The organism is Paenibacillus macerans, assembly GCF_900454495.1.
Classification (GTDB): Bacteria; Bacillota; Bacilli; order Paenibacillales; family Paenibacillaceae; genus Fontibacillus; species Fontibacillus macerans.
Window position 1 is genome coordinate 2,023,604 of sequence record NZ_UGSI01000001.1, and the last position, 19,251, is coordinate 2,042,854.

At 55.7% G+C, this 19,251-nt stretch carries 18 protein-coding genes and 2 riboswitches; of the genes, 8 read left to right on the forward strand and 10 right to left on the reverse strand.

Annotated features, from left to right (window positions below):
- Positions 1-358 precede the first annotated feature (358 nt).
- The 5 genes from DYE26_RS09215 (at position 359) to mtnB (ending at position 6,795) form a co-directional block, all read left to right on the forward strand.
- The gene (locus DYE26_RS09215; RefSeq protein WP_036628320.1) at positions 359-1,534 is read left to right on the forward strand and encodes an aminotransferase class I/II-fold pyridoxal phosphate-dependent enzyme; all 1,176 of its coding nucleotides are present in this window, start codon (positions 359-361) and stop codon (positions 1,532-1,534) included.
- Between the two features lie 1,255 nt (positions 1,535-2,789).
- Entirely contained in the window at positions 2,790-3,896 is a 1,107-nt protein-coding gene (gene proB, locus DYE26_RS09225) for a glutamate 5-kinase (protein ID WP_036623782.1), read from the forward strand.
- Between the two features lie 29 nt (positions 3,897-3,925).
- Positions 3,926-5,173 carry a glutamate-5-semialdehyde dehydrogenase gene (locus DYE26_RS09230; RefSeq protein ID WP_036623783.1) on the forward strand — a complete coding sequence of 416 codons (1,248 nt, stop codon included), beginning with the start codon at positions 3,926-3,928 and terminating at the stop codon, positions 5,171-5,173.
- Positions 5,174-5,241: 68 nt separating this feature from the next.
- The gene (proC, locus tag DYE26_RS09235) at positions 5,242-6,102 is read left to right on the forward strand and encodes a pyrroline-5-carboxylate reductase (RefSeq protein ID WP_036623784.1); all 861 of its coding nucleotides are present in this window, start codon (positions 5,242-5,244) and stop codon (positions 6,100-6,102) included.
- Positions 6,103-6,141: 39 nt separating this feature from the next.
- Positions 6,142-6,795, forward strand: a complete 654-nt coding sequence (gene mtnB / locus DYE26_RS09240) for a methylthioribulose 1-phosphate dehydratase (protein ID WP_036623785.1) — start codon at positions 6,142-6,144, stop codon at positions 6,793-6,795.
- A gap of 108 nt (positions 6,796-6,903) precedes the next feature.
- On the opposite strand, the gene gcvH is transcribed toward mtnB, so the two are convergent.
- Positions 6,904-7,299, reverse strand: a complete 396-nt coding sequence (gcvH, locus tag DYE26_RS09245) for a glycine cleavage system protein GcvH (protein ID WP_036623786.1) — start codon at positions 7,297-7,299, stop codon at positions 6,904-6,906.
- A gap of 198 nt (positions 7,300-7,497) precedes the next feature.
- Positions 7,498-7,602: riboswitch (glycine riboswitch) on the forward strand.
- Positions 7,603-7,605: 3 nt separating this feature from the next.
- Positions 7,606-7,735: riboswitch (glycine riboswitch) on the forward strand.
- Between the two features lie 111 nt (positions 7,736-7,846).
- Between gcvH and gcvT the strand changes: the two genes are divergently transcribed.
- Genes gcvT through gcvPB form a run of 3 tightly spaced genes read left to right on the forward strand, consistent with a single transcriptional unit; the run spans position 7,847 to position 12,042 of the window.
- Positions 7,847-8,986 (forward strand): glycine cleavage system aminomethyltransferase GcvT, encoded by a 1,140-nt coding sequence (gene gcvT / locus DYE26_RS09250; RefSeq protein ID WP_036623787.1) that lies wholly within the window; start codon positions 7,847-7,849, stop codon positions 8,984-8,986.
- Between the two features lie 18 nt (positions 8,987-9,004).
- The gene (gcvPA, locus tag DYE26_RS09255) at positions 9,005-10,369 is read left to right on the forward strand and encodes an aminomethyl-transferring glycine dehydrogenase subunit GcvPA (protein ID WP_036623788.1); all 1,365 of its coding nucleotides are present in this window, start codon (positions 9,005-9,007) and stop codon (positions 10,367-10,369) included.
- Positions 10,357-12,042, forward strand: coding sequence for an aminomethyl-transferring glycine dehydrogenase subunit GcvPB (gcvPB, locus tag DYE26_RS34125; protein ID WP_036623789.1), 1,686 nt, complete (start codon positions 10,357-10,359; stop codon positions 12,040-12,042). Before gcvPA ends, gcvPB begins: the two co-directional genes overlap by 13 nt.
- A gap of 952 nt (positions 12,043-12,994) precedes the next feature.
- Here gcvPB and DYE26_RS09270 read toward each other — a convergent pair.
- Genes DYE26_RS09270 through DYE26_RS09310 form a run of 9 tightly spaced genes read right to left on the reverse strand, consistent with a single transcriptional unit; the run spans position 12,995 to position 18,956 of the window.
- Positions 12,995-13,693: a YjjG family noncanonical pyrimidine nucleotidase gene (locus DYE26_RS09270; RefSeq protein ID WP_036623790.1), complete on the reverse strand. Its 699-nt coding sequence runs from the start codon at positions 13,691-13,693 to the stop codon at positions 12,995-12,997.
- Positions 13,690-14,610, reverse strand: a complete 921-nt coding sequence (locus DYE26_RS09275; RefSeq protein WP_082207823.1) for an AraC family transcriptional regulator — start codon at positions 14,608-14,610, stop codon at positions 13,690-13,692. Before DYE26_RS09275 ends, DYE26_RS09270 begins: the two co-directional genes overlap by 4 nt.
- Positions 14,607-15,488 carry a pentapeptide repeat-containing protein gene (locus tag DYE26_RS09280; protein ID WP_036623791.1) on the reverse strand — a complete coding sequence of 294 codons (882 nt, stop codon included), beginning with the start codon at positions 15,486-15,488 and terminating at the stop codon, positions 14,607-14,609. Before DYE26_RS09280 ends, DYE26_RS09275 begins: the two co-directional genes overlap by 4 nt.
- A gap of 29 nt (positions 15,489-15,517) precedes the next feature.
- Entirely contained in the window at positions 15,518-16,249 is a 732-nt protein-coding gene (locus DYE26_RS09285; protein ID WP_036623792.1) for an SDR family NAD(P)-dependent oxidoreductase, read from the reverse strand.
- A 39-nt stretch (positions 16,250-16,288) separates the two neighbouring features.
- Positions 16,289-16,804 (reverse strand): hypothetical protein, encoded by a 516-nt coding sequence (locus DYE26_RS09290; RefSeq protein WP_051985506.1) that lies wholly within the window; start codon positions 16,802-16,804, stop codon positions 16,289-16,291.
- A gap of 25 nt (positions 16,805-16,829) precedes the next feature.
- Positions 16,830-17,342, reverse strand: a complete 513-nt coding sequence (locus DYE26_RS09295; protein WP_036623795.1) for a GNAT family N-acetyltransferase — start codon at positions 17,340-17,342, stop codon at positions 16,830-16,832.
- A gap of 13 nt (positions 17,343-17,355) precedes the next feature.
- Entirely contained in the window at positions 17,356-17,814 is a 459-nt protein-coding gene (locus tag DYE26_RS09300) for a GNAT family N-acetyltransferase (RefSeq protein ID WP_155620427.1), read from the reverse strand.
- Positions 17,815-17,847: 33 nt separating this feature from the next.
- Entirely contained in the window at positions 17,848-18,297 is a 450-nt protein-coding gene (locus DYE26_RS09305; RefSeq protein WP_036628324.1) for a VanZ family protein, read from the reverse strand.
- Positions 18,298-18,317: 20 nt separating this feature from the next.
- Positions 18,318-18,956 carry an NUDIX hydrolase gene (locus tag DYE26_RS09310; protein WP_036623796.1) on the reverse strand — a complete coding sequence of 213 codons (639 nt, stop codon included), beginning with the start codon at positions 18,954-18,956 and terminating at the stop codon, positions 18,318-18,320.
- Between the last annotated feature and the right edge of the window lie 295 nt (positions 18,957-19,251).

Consider the following 19,251-nt stretch of genomic DNA (forward strand, 5'->3'; position numbering starts at 1 on the left):
TGTCAATGTTTCGGAGAGCAAGGATCTGCTTTATGCTTTATGCCTCCTAACCTGACCCGTCTGCGGGGTAAACGATTACCCAATAGATTAATATTTCTTTGTGATACTCCCCCCCATATGATCGTTCTGCAATCCATAAACGAGTAATCGATTACCCATTTATTTAACTCGTATCTTACCACCACATCTCGGGGCTGTCAAACCATAAATTCGCGGACAAGTTGCGGAAATTTATCCCTGCTTTTATTCCTCCTATACACCTCGAAATTCTCATGATAAATTATAAACATTATCATTTTTGAACCGGACCGGAGTGATCACGATGAAGGAAATCAACGAAACCATCAACCCGTCTTCCATGGCTTTCCCCCTGCCGGTTGCCGATGTCATGCAGGGGCTGCCGACCCAATTTTTCGCGGGCCTTGTGCAGAATGTCAATCAAGAAATCGCGGCGGGCCATGACGTCATTAACTTGGGACAAGGAAATCCCGACCTGCCTACGCCGCCCCATATCGTTCACGCTCTTCAGCAAGCGGCGGAAAACCCGCTTTACCATAAATATTCTCCGTTTAGAGGTTATGAGTTTCTGAAAGAAGCGGTTGCCCGGCGGTACCTGGAGGATTACGGCGTACAGCTTGATCCGGAGCGGGAAGTGGCCATTTTGTTCGGCGGAAAAACCGGACTTGTCCAGCTGCCCCAGGTGCTTTTGAATCCGGGGGACATCTGCCTGGTGCCCGATCCGGGTTACCCGGACTACTGGTCCGGCGTGGCCTTGGCCAAGGCGCGGCTGGCCTTTATGCCATTAACGGAGCAAAATGCGTTTTTGCCCGATTACAAGGCCATTCCGACCTCCGATTTGAAGCAGGCAAAACTGATGTATCTGAATTACCCGAACAATCCGACCGCGGCGACTGCTCCGCTCTCTTTTTATGAAGACACCGTGGAATTCGCAAGCCGCAACCGGATTGTCGTCGCCAGCGATTTCGCCTACGGAGCCATCGGTTACGACGGGCATCGTCCGGCCAGCTTCCTGCAAGCTCCCGGCGCCAAAGAAGTCGGGGTCGAATTCTACACCTTGTCAAAAACGTACAACATGGCCGGCTGGCGGGTCGGCTTTGCGCTGGGCAACGCCGGGATCATCTCGCTGATCAACCTGCTGCAGGATCACATTTATGTCAGCCTGTTCGGCGCGGTTCAGGCGGCGGCCGCGGCGGCGCTGACCGGTTCGCAGGATTGCGTTACGGAACTCGCCCGGCGTTATGAGTCGCGCCGCGATACCTTTTTTCAGGCTTTGGAGCAAATCGGCTGGCATGCCTCCAAACCGCGGGGCTCCTTCTTTAGCTGGCTTCCGGTTCCAAAGGATTTCACCTCCGCCGCGTTTGCCGAACTGCTGCTTCGGGAAGCCAAAGTTGCGGTAGCGCCGGGGATCGGCTTCGGGGAACACGGCGAAGGATACGTCCGCATCGGACTGCTCAGCTGCGAAGACCGCCTGCAGGAAGCCGCACGGCGAATCGGACGGCTCGGCTTGTTTTAAAATAAGTTGGACTAAAGAAGTGGCGGAGCTAGACAAGAGTACTGAATTTTTAAGTGATTAAGGAAATCCGCGGCGGGGGAGTGATCGCAAGAACATTTCCCACGGCCGCCCTAGCGAAAAACATAAGGGGGCCGGCATTGCATCAAATCGGACAAGATACATTTCTAAGCACGAAACTATGCTAACGGTTGCCACAACCGCTATTTGTCCCAAAAACATAGATTACAAATTGTAACGGTTGCCATAGCGCTTATTTCATGGAAACCCTGCTATTTCCGCTTAGCTTCAGGCAAATAACGACGCTCATAACCGTTAGAATTCAGAAAAAGTCTTTTTTCGTAAAATAGCAGCTGCAACAACCGTTAGATTTCCGGCGGGCGGTTGGATCGGTTCGAAAACCTGAGCTTTTGCGGGAATTCTGCATGTATCAGGGCTACAAATTGTCTTGTGCAAGAAGTAAAATGCAAGGGCTAGTGAACATAAGGACAAAGCAGGGCGTTATTTCGGCGATCCCCCCATTTTGAGCGAAATAGAGATACTTTATGCCGCTATTTTCCCCGGCAGCAAGGAAATGTCCGCGTTCTGGGGCCACTCACAGGAAAGTAAGAACAAAAAATGCCGCTAATGGGGATGAAGATGCCTGGCTCCGGACAATAAGTACATAAAATGCCGCTATCTTGCTGGCCCAGCCGATGGTGTTCGTCGTTCGGCAGCTCGTCAGTAACACAAGCTTGAACACAAGCTCCCAGCCAACGGTGTTCGCCCTTCGTTAACTCGTTATCAAGCGCCCAATTTTAGTTTGAGCCCCATTTAGCTTTTTTCTTTGCAAAAAAGAAAGTACGGTGGTATCCTAACAGTAATCGTATTCATATCGGACATCCATACAAACGCATAGACGGGACCAGTACGAAAGACCGCGGCGCTCCAGAGAGTAAATTCCATCGGCTGAGAGAATTTACATGCTTGCCCTTTCCGAATCCTACCCCCGAGCGGCCGGCCCCAAAGCCGGACAGCGCCCCTGTTACCGGGCAATCCGAGTCGGATGAGAAACCTCATCAATAAAGGTGGTACCGCGGAAGTCACACTTTCGTCCTTTGCGTGCAAAGGCGGAAGTTTTTTTATTTTGCGGGAAAATGCGGAAAAGACCGTTTTTGCTTGATTAGCGGCTCTCATGTCCGTTACATCCTGCGGCTCGCGCAACCATCCGTTACCCGCACACACACGTTATTATTCAAGTTTTGGAGGAGTGGTCACCATGCTGCGTCGCATCGTCGTCAAAATCGGAAGCAGTTCGCTGACTTCGTCGGAAGGAGGGTTAAACCGGGACGCCGTCCGTTATTTCGCCGCCGAGCTGGCCGGTCTCATCCGGGCCGGGTACCAGCCCCTGCTCGTCACCTCCGGCGCCGTGGCCGCCGGCTTCCGCGAAATCGGCTACCCCGAGCGGCCCAAGCTGCTGCATGAGAAACAGGCGGCCGCCGCGGTAGGCCAGGCGCTGCTCATGCAGGCGTACCGCGAAGCGCTCGCCGAACATCGCGTATCCGCGGCCCAGGTGCTGCTTACCCGCTCCGATTTTCAGAACCGCAAGCGGACGGGCAATGCGAGCATGGCGATCGAAGAGCTGCTGCGGCAGGGCGTCCTGCCGATCATCAACGAAAACGACACCGTGTCGCTGGACGAGTTGAAATTCGGTGACAACGACACGCTGTCGGCCTTGGTCGCCAATTTGATCAAAGCCGAGCATCTGCTCATTTTGACGGATATGGACGGGCTTTACACCAAGGACCCGCGCCTTGATCCAAACGCCACGCGCATCGCCCGCGTCGCCGAAATCACGGGCGACCTGTACGCGATCGCCGGCGGGGCGGGCTCCGCGGTCGGCACGGGCGGCATGCGCTCCAAAATCGACGCGGCCAAAATCGCTTCGATCGGCGGCGTTCCCGTCTTCGTCGGCAAGGTAGGGGAGCCCGGCGATCTGCTGGCGGCGCTGCGGGGCGACGGCCGCGGCACCTACTTTGAAGCGCACGGGTCCGCCCTGCCGCGCAAAAAACAATGGCTCGGCTTCTTCTCCACCCCGTTCGGCACGCTGACGGTCGATGCCGGCGCCGAAGAAGCGCTCATTCACGGCGGTCGCAGCCTGCTCCCGGTGGGCGTAAAGTGCGCAACCGGCCACTTTCATACGGGAGATGTCGTGGAAGTCGTCAATCCCGGCGGGGAAGTGCTGGGACGCGGGATCGTCAATTACGACGCCGAGCAGCTGCAGGAAATTCTCGGGCTTCCCAGCGGGGAGGTCATCAAGAAGCTGGAAATCGTCCACCGTCTGGAAGTTATTCACCGGGACGAATGGATTTCGTTAAAATCATAAATCAAAGAATCATAAGGAGGCCTAAAACCATGAGTGAAGTCAGACAAAAAGCCGAGCGGGCCGCCGGCGCCGTATCCGCGCTGAACCGCCTGACGACGGAGCAAAAAAACGAAGCCCTGCTGGCCGCCGCCAAAGCGCTTGTGGACGGCAGCGCCGCGATTATCGCGGCCAACGAGGAAGATTTGCGGCGCGGCCGGGAGAACGGCACTTCTTCGTCGATGCTGGACCGGCTTGCTTTAAACGAGAAACGCATTAAAGACATCGCCGAAGGGCTGCGGCAGATCGTCGCTTTGCCCGATCCGGTCGGAGACGTGCTGGAGACGATCGACCGCCCGAACGGCCTGCATATCGTGAAGAAGCGCGTGCCGCTCGGCGTCATCGGGATCATTTATGAAGCCCGCCCCAACGTGACGGTCGACGCGATGGGACTGTGCCTTAAGACCGGCAACGCGGTCGTGCTGCGCGGCGGCTCCTCCGCCCTCGCCTCCAACCGCAAAATCGTCGAGATCATCCACGAGGCGTTAAGCGCCACCGCCAGCCCGGTCGACGCCGTGCAACTCATCGAGGACCCGAACCGTTCGGCCGTCGACGAGATGCTGAAGCTGAACGGGCTGCTGGATGTCATCATTCCGCGCGGCGGCAGCTCGCTGATCCAAACGGTCGTGCAAAACGCTACCGTACCGGTGATCGAGACGGGCGCGGGCATCTGTCATACGTACCTGGACGCCGCCGCGGACCCGGAAATGGCCGCTTCCATTGCGCTCAACGCCAAAGTACAGCGCCCATCGGTATGCAATTCGATGGAAACGCTGCTCGTCCATGAAGACTTCGCCGCCCGGCATCTGTCCGAATTGGCGGACCGCTTCAAGGAGGCGGGCGTCGAATTAAGGGGCTGCGCAGCCACGAGACGCCTCGTGGCCTGGGCGAATCCGGCTACCGAAGAAGACTATGCGACCGAGTACAACGACTATATTTTGAATGTGAAGGTCGTTCGCAACTTGGAGGAGGCGCTGGATCATATCCGCCGTTTCGGGACCAAACACTCGGAATGCATCGTTACGGAAGACCGGCAAACCGCGGAGCTTTTTCAGCGGGAAATCGACGCGGCCGCCGTGTACCACAATGCGTCCACCCGGTTTACGGACGGCTTTGAATTCGGCTATGGCGCCGAAATCGGCATCAGCACGCAAAAACTGCATGCCAGAGGACCGATGGGCTTGCCTGCGCTGACATCCAGCAAATATATCATTACGGGGAACGGGCAAATCCGGGAGTAAACCTGCAATAAGCCTGAAAAAAATCCCTGTTAGCCAATATCCATTCTCTACATCAGGAGGTAATTCCCATGAACCCGAACATATCCCTTGCCTCCGCCTCGATTTGCTTTTACGGCGCCGGTTCGATGGCCGAAGCGATCGTGCGCGGACTGATCCATAAAGGCGTCGCCGCCGCGGAGCAAATCGCCATGCTGAACCGCTCGAGCCAGGAACGGCTGGCCTATTTGTCGCAGACTTACCGCGTCTCGGCCGCAAACGAGGAAGCCGCCAAACGGCAGCATCTCCGGGAAGCTTCGATCATCGTCCTGGCGATGAAGCCGAAGGATGCCGGGGAGGCGCTTAGCGAACTCGGCCCGATGCTGCGCGAAGGGCAAATGATCGTTTCCCTGATCGCCGGTCTGTCGATTGCGACGATCCAGGCGCTGCTCGGCGGCAACATCCCGGTCGCCCGGACGATGCCGAACACGTCCTGCTCCATCGGCTGCGGCGCCACCGGGATCTCCTTCTCCGCCGAAATGTCGGAGGAGCAAAAAGCGCAGGTCTTGTCCATGTTTCAAGCGGTCGGCATGGTGAGCGTGATTCCGGAGGAACGGATGGAAATCCTGACCGGTGTTTCCGGGAGCGGCCCCGCATATATTTATTACATGATGGAAGCGATGATCGAAGCGGGCGTGGAAGGCGGGCTAACCCCCGAGCAAGCGCGCGGGCTGACGGTGCAAACGGTGCTTGGGGCCGCCTTGATGATGGCGGAAACCGGCGAAAATCCGGCCAAGCTCCGGGCCGACATCACCTCGCCGAACGGCTCGACCCAGGCGGCGCTGGAGGTGCTCGAAGCGGGCGGGTTCCGGCCGAACGTGAAAGCCGCGGTGCACCGCGCCGCCGAGCGGTCTTTGGAAATGGGCGAGGCGGTTCGAAAGTCGCTTCTGTAAGCCAAGATTCTGAATGAAGCACGAAGGAGGACGGCCTGGATGAATTTTTCGGACATTCCGTTGGAGGAAAAGCAAGCTGCGCTCAGCAAACTGCGCGGCGTCAAGGAGCAGCTTGCCGCCCGCGGCTGGCTTCCGGCCATGAGCGGCAGCTTGTCCGTCCGGGTCGGAAGCTTCGCGCCGGGCAATTATCATTTTGCGGTAACATCGGGCATGAAAGGCCGGACGAACCTTCCGGCCGAGGAGTTCCTGTTTGTGGACGCCGCCGGAACGCCAAGCGAAGCTACGAAGCTGACGCCCGGCGACGATGCGCCGGTCCACGCGAAGATCTACCGGATGACCGGCTGCGGCGCGATTCTCCACGTGCACACCGTGTTTAACAATGTGCTCAGCGAATATTTCGGCGACGAAGGATTCGTTCAATTGCAGGGCAACGAGCTGATCAAAGCGCTGGGCATCTGGGAGGAGGACGCCGCTGTACGCATCCCGGTCGTACCGAATTACGCCGACATCGCCGAAATGGAAAGGCGGATTCCCGCCGCGCTCGACACCCGGGTTCCCGGCTTGTTGCTGCGGGGCCACGGCATCTACGCCTGGGGCTCCACCGCGTTTGATGCCGTATCCCGTCTGGAGGCCTTCGAATTTATGTTCGAAGCGTTGTACCGCTCCCTCCTGCTTCCGCGCAAACAAACGTAAATGACGCATTAAACAAACTCCCGGCCAGCGAAGCGCTAAGACACCATGCGGCAAGCAAGCCGCGCCCTCCTCGCTGCCGCGAGATTATTTTACGCTGTAACAGGCCCTTTATCTTTCAAGAAACTCCGCATAAGCTTTGGCATCCATCAACTTGGAAAAAGCGGCGGCGGGGTCTTCCCGAAGCTGAATCCGCACCATCCATCCCCCGTCGTAAGGTTCCTCGTTCACCAGCTCGGGCGCCGCTTCCAGCTCCGCGTTGATCTCCAGCACCGTTCCGCTGACCGGCGTAAACAAATCCGCCACCGTTTTGACCGATTCGATCGTGCCGATGCCGTCCTGCGCTTCCACTTCCGTTCCAAGGTCCGGCAGCTCCACAAATACAATATCGCCCAAGCGATGCTGAGCCACGTCGGAAATGCCGATTTTTACCGTTCCGTCCCCCAAATCCAGCACCCATTCATGTTCATCGCTATACCACAGATTTTCCCTAATATTGGCAGACATGCGTATTCCTCCTCTTCCGGATCTTTCTCGTTCAGATTATTCCAAACCTAGCTGTAGTGTCAATATTACTAACATAATTTATAGATTCAAAAAATGAAAGCGTTGCATAATACAAAAATAAAATATTTTTTATATTTTCATGATAAGTTTATTGACATATTTCGCGGTTTTGAGTATTAATGTAGATGTAATCAGCGGTTGAAGGCAGAGGGAGAGATTACAATTCCAGGCAATTGTAACGCCGAAGGAGCAAGCCGTTGCGGAAGCGGTGAATCTCTCAGGCAAAAGGACCTCTGCCGGACGCGTCTCTGGAGAGAATTCGTCTTTATCGACAGAAGGCGGATCACCCAAGGGGAAACCTGCTTTTTCAAAAATGCCGGAGCGCAAGATGACCGGTGTTTTGCCGCAGGGTAACTCTCAGGTACAAAGGACAGAGCCCGGGAATATCCGATTCGTTTGCCGGTCGGAATTTCTTGGCCTGTCTTTTTATTTTTTCATGATGTGTGCAGGTAAAATACGGCCCACCGCGGCCAAACGAGGTGATGAAATGTCCGAACCCGTAGAACCCCTATTGCAACGAACGCCGCTATACTCTTGTTACTCCCGGTATGAAGGCGTGCGCTGCATCGATTTCGGCGGCTGGGAGCTGCCGGTGCAGTTCAGCGGCATTCAGAAGGAGCACGAGGCCGTGCGCGAGCGGGCCGGCTTGTTCGACGTATCGCATATGGGCGAGTTTTACGCCGAGGGTCCCGGAGCGGAAAGTTTTTTGCAGCGGATGACGACGAACGACGTGAGCCTGCTGGGGCCGGGAAAAGCCCAATACACCCTGCTCTGTTATCCGGACGGGGGCGTCGTCGATGATCTGCTGGTGTATAAACGGGACGAAGGCAAATACATGCTTGTCGTCAACGCCGCGAACATCGCCAAGGATTGGGAATGGCTGTGCCGGCATCTGCCCGCCGAAGGCGTCAGTCTGCGCAACGTTTCCGCGGCCACGGCGCTGCTGGCGCTGCAGGGACCGCTGGCCGCCTCCATCCTCTCTCCCCTGTGCGAAGGGTATGATCCCAGCGTTTTACGCCCCTTCACGTTTAAACCCGCGGCCCGAGTCTGCGGCATTAAAACGCTGCTCTCGCGCACCGGCTATACCGGCGAGGACGGGTACGAGCTTTACGTTGCCGCGGAAGACGCCCCGGTCCTTTGGGACGCGCTGATGCGGGCCGCCGAGCCTCGCGGACTCGTGCCGGCGGGGCTCGGCGCCCGGGATACGCTGCGCTTTGAAGCCGGCCTTCCCCTCTACGGGCAGGAGCTGTCGCCGAGCATTTCGCCGCTGGAAGCCGGCCTCGGCCGGTTCGTGAAGTGGGACTCCGGCCCGTTTATCGGGCGGGAGGCGCTGCTCAGGCAGCATGAAGAAGGCGTACCGCGGCGGCTGGCCGGTCTGGAGATGATCGACCGGGGCATTCCGCGCGCGCATTATCCGGTGTTTGCGCCGGGCACCGAGGACCCCATCGGCGAAGTAACTACGGGCACGCAATCGCCGACGCTCAAAAAAAACCTCGGCCTGGCGCTGATCGCCGGCGCCCACGCGGCGGCCGGCACCGTGCTCGAGGTTGAAATCCGCGGCAAACGGCTGAAAGCCAAAGTCGTCCCCCTGCCGTTTTATCGCCGAAACGCATCCGCCAAGCCGTGAAAGGAGTACGAGAAACTTATGATAAAACACCGTTATTTGCCGCTGACCGAACAGGACCGGTCCGAAATGCTGGAAGCGATCGGCGTCCCTTCGCTCGAAGCGCTGTTTCAGGATATACCCGAGGAGATCCGTTTTAAAGGCGCGCTGCCGGTTTCCCCGCGGCTCGACGAATACGCCTTAACCCGGCACATGTCCGCGCTCGCCGCGCGCAATGCCGACACCGACCGTTACGCCAGCTTCCTCGGCGCGGGCATTTACGATCATCATATTCCTTCCGTCATCCAACATGTCGTTTCCCGCTCCGAATTTTACACCGCATATACGCCGTACCAGCCGGAGATCAGCCAGGGCGAACTGCAGGCGATCTTTGAGTTCCAGTCCTACATCTGCGAGCTGACCGGCCTCAAGGTGGCCAACGCCAGCATGTACGACGGAGCGACGGCACTTGCTGAAGCCGGCTCGCTGGCCGCGGCCGCCACCCGGCGCAAGCGGCTGGTCGTGGCCCGGACCGTTCACCCCGAAGCCCGCGAGGTGCTGGCGACTTACGCGCGCGGCCTGAATCTGGAAATCGCGGAGGTCGGCTGGGATGCGGGCGTTACCGACCGTAAGGCGCTGGAGACGGCCATCACGGAAGACACCGCCGCCGTGCTGGTGCAAAACCCGAATTTCTTCGGTTCCCTCGAAGATATCCGCGCCATCGGCGAGCTGATTCATGCGCGCGGAGGCCTCTTGATCGTCAGCTGCAACCCGCTGTCGCTGGGCCTGCTGGAAGCGCCGGGCAAGCTGGGCGCGGATATCGTCGTCGGCGACGCGCAGCCGCTGGGCATCGCGTCTTCCTTTGGCGGCCCGACCTGCGGATTTTTCGCCGTGGCGGACAGCTACATGCGCCGGATGCCCGGGCGGATCGTCGGGCAGACGACCGACCGTAACGGCAAGCGCGGGTTCGTGCTGACCCTGCAAGCTAGGGAGCAGCATATCCGCCGCGAAAAAGCGACCTCCAACATTTGCTCCAACCAGGCGCTGCTCGCCCTCGCCGCGTCTGTGTATATGTCGCTCATGGGCAAACAAGGCATGGCCGAGGTCGCGGAGCTGAACCTGCAAAAAGCGCATTACGCCAAAACGCGCCTGGCTTCCATCCCGGGTGTAGGCCTCCCCTTTCCGGCCCCGGTTTTTAATGAATTCGTCATCCGGCTGCCGGAAGGCGCCGATCCGCAGCAGCTGCAGCAAAAGCTGCTCGAGGCCGGATTTATCGGCGGATTTGATCTGGGGCGCAGCTACCCCGAACTCGCCGGACATGTGCTGATCGCTGTGACCGAAAAACGCAGCAAAGCGGAAATCGACCAATTCGTCAGCGTAATGGAGGAATCGATATGCGCGAAATAAATGAAACCAAGCCGGAGGAATTGCTTATTTTCGAACGCAGCCGGCCCGGAAGGATCGGTTATTCCCTGCCGGAATGCGACGTCCCCGCCGTCCCGAAGGAGGAACTGGTGCCGCCGGAAATGCTGCGCCGCGAGGGGCTTTCGTTCCCGGAAGTGTACGAGGTCGATGTCGTGCGCCATTATACCGCCTTGTCCCGCCGCAATTTCGGCGTTGATAACGGGTTTTATCCGCTTGGCTCCTGCACGATGAAATACAACCCGAAAATCAACGAGGATGTGGCCCGTTATCCCGGCTTCGCCAAAATTCATCCATATCAGCCGGAGGAAAGCCTGCAGGGCGCGCTGGAGCTGATGTACCGGCTGCAGCGGGATTTGGCCGGGATTACCGGTATGGACGAGGTCACCCTGCAGCCGGCCGCCGGGGCGCATGGGGAATGGACGGGCCTGATGATGATCCGCGCCTATCACGAAAGCCGCGGCGAGAAGCGGACGAAAGTGATCGTGCCGGATTCCTCGCACGGCACCAATCCGGCCAGCGCTGCGGTCGCCGGCTTTGAGACGGTGACCGTCCCTTCGAACCAGCGCGGCATGGTCGATCTGGACGCGCTGCGGGCGGCCGTCGGCGAAGATACCGCCGCCCTTATGCTCACCAACCCGAACACGCTTGGCCTGTTCGAGCAGCAAATCGTGCAGATCGCCGAAATCGTCCATGCGGCCGGCGGCCTGCTGTATTATGACGGCGCCAATTCGAACGCTATTATGGGGATTACGCGGCCCGGCGACATGGGCTTTGACGTCGTCCACCTCAACCTGCACAAAACGATGAGCACGCCGCATGGCGGCGGCGGTCCCGGCGCAGGTCCGGTCGGCGTCAAAAAGCGGCTCGCACCGTTTCTGCCCGAGCCGACCGTCGTCATGGACGAATCCGGCCGTTACGCCATCCGCGGCCGGCGACCGGAGGGGGCGGCAGGCTTCGCCTCGACGGTAGGCACGGGAAAGCCGTCCGTTTCGGCTGGCTCAGCTGGCTCGGTTGGTTCAATTGGTTCGCCTGGCTCGGCTGGCTCAGTTGGTTCCGACGGCCCGTGCGTCTCCCCGACTTCTACTGCCTCCATTGGCTCGCCCAGCCCAGCCCCCGAAGGCGGCTTGCCGGGTACACAAGGCTCAGCCTCCATCGGCCGGGTCAAAGCGTATTACGGCAATTTCGGCATTCTCGTCCGCGCTTACGCCTATATCCGCAGCCTGGGCCCGGAGGGACTCCGCCAGGTTTCGGAAAACGCCGTGCTGAACGCCAATTACATGATGAAGCGTCTGGCTCCTTATTACGAGATCCCTTACTCGGATCAATCGTGCAAACACGAATTCGTCATGTCCGGCAGCGGGCTGGTCCAATACGGCATCCGCACGCTCGACGTCGCCAAGCGGCTGCTGGATTTCGGCTACCACCCGCCGACCATCTATTTCCCGCTGAACGTCGAGGAATGCATCATGATCGAGCCGACGGAAACCGAAAGCAAGGAAACGCTCGACGGGTTTATCGATTGTATGATCGCCATCGCCAAGGAAGCGGAGACGAACCCAGGTCTCCTGCTGAACGCCCCGTACACTACGCCGGTAACGCGCCTGGACGAAACCGGGGCCGCCCGGAAGCCGGTGCTGAACTGCGCCTGCGGGTAGCGGAGATCAATGTGCGACACCCCAAATGCAAAAGTGCAGTTCATTCTCAATAATACAACCATATTTTTCCTTAAACCCTCTTTTCAACTGCACTTTTGCATTTCAAGCGCCCAAAAACGGATTTTGAAGAAATACCAAATGTACTTTTGCACTTGCGGCTGTTAAACAGTTAATCGAGTTCGCCCCAAAAGGCAGCTTTACAAGCCCCTTATATACTCGAACAGCGGCAGCCCCGGACGAGAAACAAAGTCCGCGACTGCCGCTTAATTACGCCACCATAGCAACGGGAGCCCATGCACGTATAGCGAAGATATGCCGAGGCACGTCCGAAGATATGCCGAGGAATGGCGCAAAGGTTAAACCAAAGCCTGGGCAAGCTTCGAAGCGCTCTTCGGTACTGTTAATTTTAATATGTTACCAAAACCTTTAACGGATTTATTTTATTTTAGCTTAGCGAATCGAAACACTGGATTAGTTCATCCTTGGTAATTTGAAGTTCGAATATTCGATTTACGAAAGGCGTATTTTTAATTTGTCCAAAAAAACATGCGGAGTGTTTGGCATAATCCCAACCGTCACTCGATCCAACTACCGTTAATTCTTTCTCATAAAATGCCGGACTCAATTGAAATCGTTCTTTGTTTCCATCCGATAAAATGCAGATCTTCCCCTCCTAGATGACGGACGCTTGGAGCGTTTCGAATGCACTATTGCAGGCCGAACACTCTACCCCAAAGCGGTATGTGTCTTTAGCACATTCGGATTCATGGCGGAAGACCTCTGCGGCTTTTGTATCTCACCGGTTCAAATAGGCGTAAATTTCGAAAACAAGATGCACTTTTGCATTTGAACCCATCAAGAGGAGCTACCCTCCCAAAAAAACAAACGGCCTGCCCGCAGAAAGCGGACAGACCGGCCGTTAAGCATTCATATTTGCGTTGCCCCGACTGCCTTACGCCCCAGCAACAAGCCCGCGAATCTGCCCCAGGCGCTGTATCTCATAGGTTGGCCGGACGCCGGAAGCATTCGGCAACTGCCGCGGATTAAACCAGCAGGTATCGATCCCGTAATCCACTCCGCCACGGATATCCGAGCTTAACGAATCGCCGACTATCAACACCCGGGTCTTGTCCGTAAGCCGCAGTTTGTCAAACGCATAATCAAAAATGCCCCGCTCCGGCTTATGGTAGCCCGTTTCCTCGGAGACGACAATCGCTTCAAAGCAGCCGGTCAGCTCCGAGCCTTGAATCCGGCTCATTTGCACTTCTTTGATGCCGTTCGTGATGATCGCCAACCGAAGGCCCGAATCGATCAAATCCCGGCAGACCGAAGCCGCGCCTTCCACCAAAAAAGAAGCTTTCCCCAAGAACTGCGTATACAGTCCGCTAAACGGGCCGACTCCGCAGCCAACGGCAAGGTCCAGCTCGCGGAACAGACGTTCAAACCGCTCCGTTCTAAGCTTGTCCTGGCCGATTTCCCCCTGTTCGTATTCGGTCCAAAGCTGTTTATTAATCGACTTATACGCCTGAGCCACTTCGTCCGTGCAGGTTATCCCCTCATGCTTTAACGCTTCGCTTAACGCAAATGCTTCCGCCTGCGAGAAATCGAGCAGCGTTTCATCCGCGTCAAACAAGATGTGCGTATACTTCAAAAGCTAGTCCTCCTCTTTACCGGAACGTACAGTTCGACCTTTGCCTTGCCCTCGGGATCGTCCGCGGGATTGTTCATGCTGAACTCCAGACAATGCCTATCGTCCGGGTCGTATTCGCTATTCGGCAGCCATCCGCCAAAAATACTTTGAAACAATATCGCAAATTTATCCAGCGTATCGTAAAAATAAAACATCGCATAAAGTCCCCCCGGCAGCGTCCTGAACTCTAATTCGGGCGGAGCGTCTTCCCGGTTCAGCGTGTCCGGCACGGTTACGCAGGCATCGTAACGGCAAGCGAATTCTTCCGTGGCGGCCGGATCGTCCAGTGAAATTCCGATAAAAGCTTGCTCCGGCGGAAACAGCCCGTTTTGGCCCGCCCACTCGCCCAGCTTCGCCCAAGCCTTATACGTCTCCAAATAGCTCCCTACATGCCTTACATAAGCCACCTCAAAAGCGGGCAATTCCTTCATCGTTACGTTCATTTGCCAAACCCTCCTCAAAAAATTACGATTCCTATTTGAATCATACAGGGAGGCAGCGGGTTCAGCTTCCTGGTTATTGCGGGAAGATAATGAAAAATTGCGGTCCTTTTGCCGCGCACGGCGAACTTCACTTGGCGTTTTGGCAAAATGCCTCTTGAACGCGGCGTTGAAATTCGAGGCCGATTCAAACCCGCATAACGCGGAAATTTCCAGCACTGTTTTATCGGTTTCCAGCAAGTAAGCCAACGCTTGGTTTAACCGCAGACGGTTCATATATGCCATGGGCGTCGCCCCCGTCACCGCCGCAAACACCCGCGAAAAGTGATATTTGGAGAAATGGGATACCTCGGCCAATTGCTCCAGGCTCAGCTTTTCGCTTAAATGTTGCAACATAAACGCCTTTACGCTTTCGATCCGGTCCAGGTAATCGCTCATGCGCTCGCTCCGTTCCAATGGGCCGGACGGACAAATTTCGGCGGCAGCTTGGTGCGCCCGTCGCCTTTTGCCGCATTCAGCTGCATTTGGGTCAAAAAAAGGCAACTCGACAGGTCAGCGCCGCGCAGATCGGCATCGCGCAAATCCGCTCCGATCAGATCGGCCATGCTAAGGTTGGCATCCCTGAGATCGGCGGCGATCAGATAGGCCCCTCTCAGGTTCGCTCCCCGCAAATCCGCCCCTTTGAGCTTGGCGCCGATCAGGTCCGCGCCGCGCCCGTAGGTTTTGCGGCGGCGGCCCGCCGTATTCTTAAGCCCGCGAAGCGCGGCGCTCCGTACCTGCTCGCTGATCTCCAGCAGCAGCGCATTCACTTTCGCGCGCTGCGCCGCCGCATCCGCCTGTTGGAGTTCGGCCGGGCTCAAACGGGTGAGCCGTTCCGTATCGTCATAAGCCATGCGGAGCCGCTCTTGAAGCGGACCGGCCGGCTCCAGCGCCAACGCTTCGTCCAAATACCAAAGCAGCTCGTGAAGCTGCCACATCACCGGAAACAGTTCATACATCAGCGCCGCGGACTCCGGGGCTTCCCGCCAGCTGATTCCGCCGAAAGTTACCTGCGATATTTTCTGCCCCGCCCCAAAGCAGTCGTAAACCGTGCAGCCCCGATAACCCCGCTGCCGCAGGCTGTCATGGACGCCGCAGCGGAAATCGTCCCGCAGATTGGAGCAGGGCTCTCCCGCAGCTTTATCGGCCGCAAAATCGACCGACGCCGCATAAGGCAGCGCCACACAGCACAGGCCAAAGCAATGCTCGCAGTCGGCTTGCAGATCAGCTCTGGTCCTGTCTTGCGGCTGCTCTTTATGAAGTTGCTCTCCGGACATTTTCCAATCTCCCCCCATTGTCTTCAGGTTTATCTTAAATAACAGCCGCTGTTTATATCAAACGTCGCTCCGGTATAATGCCTTGCTTTTTCGGACAACAAAAAGATCACGGTATGGGCCACGTCCTCCGCCGTCAACGGCTGGTTTACCAATTGATGGCTGACATACTCCCGCTTCCGCCATTCCGGAATACGCTCCATCATCGCCGTGTCCACCATGGTAGGCGCGACCGCGTTGACGCGGACATAAGGCGCAAAATTCATGGCACAGCTTTTGGTAAGCCCCAAAAGGGCCGCTTTCGAAAGTCCATAAACGGCGTCTGAGCTTCCTTCCAGGCCGGAGACGGAGGACATGTTGACGATAACCCCTTGCTTACGCTGCTCAAGCATCCGTTTTCCGAAAAATTGCGAAAAATACACGGCGCCTTTGATATTCACATCAAGCACGCTGTCGATTTCCTCTTCCTTATAATCCAGGATGCTTTTTCCAAGGTAAATTCCCGCATTGTTCACTAACCCGTCGGCGTCGCCATGCTCTCTATCCAAAGCCGCAAACAGCGCGGCCGCTTCGTCATAATGGCGTACATTCACCTTATACGTAAACAAGTTCGGGGAATCGGCAGTTCGCGCCAACTCGTGCAGCCGCTCCTCATTTAAATCGCACGCGATGACGGAGGCTCCTTCCTGTAAGCATTGCAAGGCGATTTCCTTGCCGATGCCGGAGGCGGCGCCGGTAACGATAATTTTCTGTGTCGATAACATGGTCGTTCTCCTTTGTTCAGCTTTTCCGGGCCTGCAGTTTCACGCTTTGGCGTCGATTTTTTCCCGCAAAGAGGCCTCGTTCAGACCGTTTCGGGTAAAAGCAAACTTTCGGCCGGTCGCGGCCTGAACCCGGTCCAGCACCTGGCCCAGGTGATAACCGGTATGTTCGGCCAAATGATACAACTGGTGAACCTGCTCTTGTTCGAGAGCCTGTTCGCGGCTTAAGTATTTCATCATCAGCAGCTTCCAATCATCCAGCTGGGCTTCGAACAAAGCAAGCAGCTCTTCGGCTGTCTGTCCATTAGCCGGAAAATAGTTCTCGAAACCGGGCTTTAATTGCCGCTCTAAATTTTGCAGCCTTAGGCAGCTTCTGGCGATATGCTCGCACACATGCAAAACAATCCCTCCCAGCGTATTTCCCGCCGGGTAAGGTTCGCGCCATAGAATTTCCCGTTCCACCCCTTCCAGGGCGATTTTTAACTTTGGCCAGTACATATCGCACATTCGGTGGTACGTAATTTTCAAAAAAAGTTCCTCAAACTCTCCATGCTCCACGCCGTTCATCTCCCGCGGATTTTTTTTAGGACCATCCGAAAAATTCCCGATCCAGCATGCCCATGACAAACAAAGAGTCGTACCGATCGCCGGCCTTGACGCATTCCCTCAATTTCCCTTCGATTTGTAAACCGGCCGCTTCGTAAACATGCTGGGCCCGTAAATTGAAGTCTTTTACATCGAGCCACAGACGGTGGGCCCCAAGGCCGGTAAAAACCAACGTTTTGACCAATTCCAGGGCCTCTTTTCCGTACCCCTTGCCTTTATCGACGATGACGATTCTCCTCAGTTCAATGTTATGATTGCTGCTTTCAATACCGAACAGCATCGCAAAACCAACCTGACGGCGGCTTTCATCTTCGATAATGAGGTGCAGGCAATCCTTTTGATCCAATGCTTGGAGATGCCGCTCCTTCGTCCAAGAGGTGATGAATTGCCGGTTTTGCTCATCTTGCTCGGCTGCAAGAACGAATTCAATATCCCCCGGCGTAGTTAGCCGCAAATGAAGCTTGTCCGAGACGGGGAAATCGATCTTCATTTTATACCTCCGGCTACAAAGTTAAGAAGTAATGATAAAATTCCGTATCCTTGATATATCCGCTTGTTTCGTAAAGCCGCTGGGCCCGCTCATTGGCGATGGCCGTGGACAGCTCCAGTCCTTTGGCGTTCGTCTGCAGCGCATAAGTTCTAGCCGCTTCCAGCAGCAGCTTCCCCGCCCCCTGTTTGCGGTACTCCTCCCGCACGTAAAGATCGTTGAGAACCCACAACCGCTTCATCGATATCGAAGAAAAGGACGGATACAGCTGCGTGAACCCGACCGGCGTTTGATCAGCCTCATCGATGGCCAGAAATACAACGGATTCATTCCGGGACAGCCGTTCCGACAAAAACCGTGTGGCCCCCTCCATATCGGAAGCTTGCTCATAAAAGATACGATACTCGTTAAACAATGCAGCCAGCGCCTCCAAATCCTCCGGACCGGCTTGTTTGATAGAAATAGGGGTGTTCATAAGATATTCTCCTTATTATTGTATAATACAGCTTTATGGTCTTTGCTTTGATCTGTCCTTATGTCCACGGCTCATCATCCATTCGCAGATTTTATATACTCCTAATCCCAGCCCAAAACCTAACGTATTTAAGATAAAATCGTCTACGTCAAAGCTTCCTCTTTTTAATAGAAGCTGGAGCGACTCCAACACAAAAACGCCGATTATAAAAACGGCCCATGACCTTCTCTGGTTGCCCCGAAAAACGAGCGGCAGCAGGATGCCAAACGGAACGAAGACGCCGATATTTCCAATCAAATTGACCAGCCAGATTCCAGACATAAATTCATACGAACGAAGATACAGGCCAATCGTCGAAAAGGGCTTGAGATTATACATATACGTACTATGGGACACTCTGCCGAATCCAAAAAGCATCCAGTAGATTAATAGCAGCGAATAACCGATGAGCATAATGATCGCCTTGCCGCGCACGGATCTCATCAATGCCACGATCATCCCCCTCAAGATTCCTTTGCAAGCTCCTTCAACTTCACAAACAGCAGTTCGTAATATTGGGGCGTATTGGGCGTGAAGTCGGCAAGGGACCATGATTTCGTCAAGCTGCTCGACGCTCCGTTCGCTTCGTCTATGAGGAGACCGTCCGAGGAAAGAAACTTAGTTTTCCCGCTGAGCAATCGCTGAAAATCGCTAAGCCGCACCCAAAACAGCCCGGAAATCTCCTCCGTTTGGATGCGGTAGTCTTTCAGATCGCGGCCATACTCGTAAATAAACACATGATTAAATTCCCGGTCGATTAACTGAGGCGATACGATGTGCTCCTGAGCCACCATGCCGCAATAGGTCAAATCGTCAATCGCCACCGCGATCCCAAGCTCCTCTTCCAGTTCGCGCACACCGTCCGGCACGTCCTCCCCTGCTTGCAAATGTCCGGCGCAGGAAATATCCAGCAGCGAAGGAAACACGTCTTTGTTTTTGTGGCGCAATTGAAACAGCAGATAAGGTCCTTCCGGGGTCCGCTTCCAGATCCAGCAATGAAACGTCTGGTGCCACAATCCCTTGGCATGGACAACGCTGCGGGCTTCCTTGCCTATCTTGATCCGATCCGGCGTAAAAACGTCAAAATATTCGGTTTCGTTCATGTGGTTTCTCCTTTTGTTCCATTATAACCGAAACTTTTCCCGAATGGCCTTTGCGGTTTCTTCCGGACTTAGGAATGTATTGTCATTTTGCCCACCGCCTGCGGCCCGAACAAAACGATGAATTTCATAGCTTCTCCTCCTACCTTATTCCCATGATTATACATCCATTTTCTGAATTCTATAAATCGATTTTGGAAAATATGAAAATTTTAGTTGTAAAAATATCATTTCATACCTTATAATGGAAATAACTTCATTGATAGCGCTATCATTTGGCATCTAAGATTGCCGGGCA

What these genes read in the sequence shown, in the direction of transcription:
- mtnB (WP_036623785.1), top strand. Translation starts at nt 6,142, where the DNA reads ATGAATTTTTCGGACATTCCGTTGGAGGAAAAGCAAGCTGCGCTCAGC.
- gcvH (WP_036623786.1), bottom strand. Translation starts at nt 7,299, where the DNA reads ATGTCTGCCAATATTAGGGAAAATCTGTGGTATAGCGATGAACATGAA.
- DYE26_RS09280 (WP_036623791.1), bottom strand. Translation starts at nt 15,488, where the DNA reads ATGTCCGGAGAGCAACTTCATAAAGAGCAGCCGCAAGACAGGACCAGA.
- DYE26_RS09285 (WP_036623792.1), bottom strand. Translation starts at nt 16,249, where the DNA reads ATGTTATCGACACAGAAAATTATCGTTACCGGCGCCGCCTCCGGCATC.
- DYE26_RS09275 (WP_082207823.1), bottom strand. Translation starts at nt 14,610, where the DNA reads ATGAGCGATTACCTGGACCGGATCGAAAGCGTAAAGGCGTTTATGTTG.
- DYE26_RS09230 (WP_036623783.1), top strand. Translation starts at nt 3,926, where the DNA reads ATGAGTGAAGTCAGACAAAAAGCCGAGCGGGCCGCCGGCGCCGTATCC.
- DYE26_RS09295 (WP_036623795.1), bottom strand. Translation starts at nt 17,342, where the DNA reads ATGAAGATCGATTTCCCCGTCTCGGACAAGCTTCATTTGCGGCTAACT.
- gcvT (WP_036623787.1), top strand. Translation starts at nt 7,847, where the DNA reads ATGTCCGAACCCGTAGAACCCCTATTGCAACGAACGCCGCTATACTCT.
- DYE26_RS09300 (WP_155620427.1), bottom strand. Translation starts at nt 17,814, where the DNA reads ATGAACACCCCTATTTCTATCAAACAAGCCGGTCCGGAGGATTTGGAG.
- proC (WP_036623784.1), top strand. Translation starts at nt 5,242, where the DNA reads ATGAACCCGAACATATCCCTTGCCTCCGCCTCGATTTGCTTTTACGGC.
- gcvPB (WP_036623789.1), top strand. Translation starts at nt 10,357, where the DNA reads ATGCGCGAAATAAATGAAACCAAGCCGGAGGAATTGCTTATTTTCGAA.
- DYE26_RS09305 (WP_036628324.1), bottom strand. Translation starts at nt 18,297, where the DNA reads ATGAGATCCGTGCGCGGCAAGGCGATCATTATGCTCATCGGTTATTCG.
- gcvPA (WP_036623788.1), top strand. Translation starts at nt 9,005, where the DNA reads ATGATAAAACACCGTTATTTGCCGCTGACCGAACAGGACCGGTCCGAA.
- DYE26_RS09310 (WP_036623796.1), bottom strand. Translation starts at nt 18,956, where the DNA reads ATGAACGAAACCGAATATTTTGACGTTTTTACGCCGGATCGGATCAAG.
- DYE26_RS09215 (WP_036628320.1), top strand. Translation starts at nt 359, where the DNA reads ATGGCTTTCCCCCTGCCGGTTGCCGATGTCATGCAGGGGCTGCCGACC.
- proB (WP_036623782.1), top strand. Translation starts at nt 2,790, where the DNA reads ATGCTGCGTCGCATCGTCGTCAAAATCGGAAGCAGTTCGCTGACTTCG.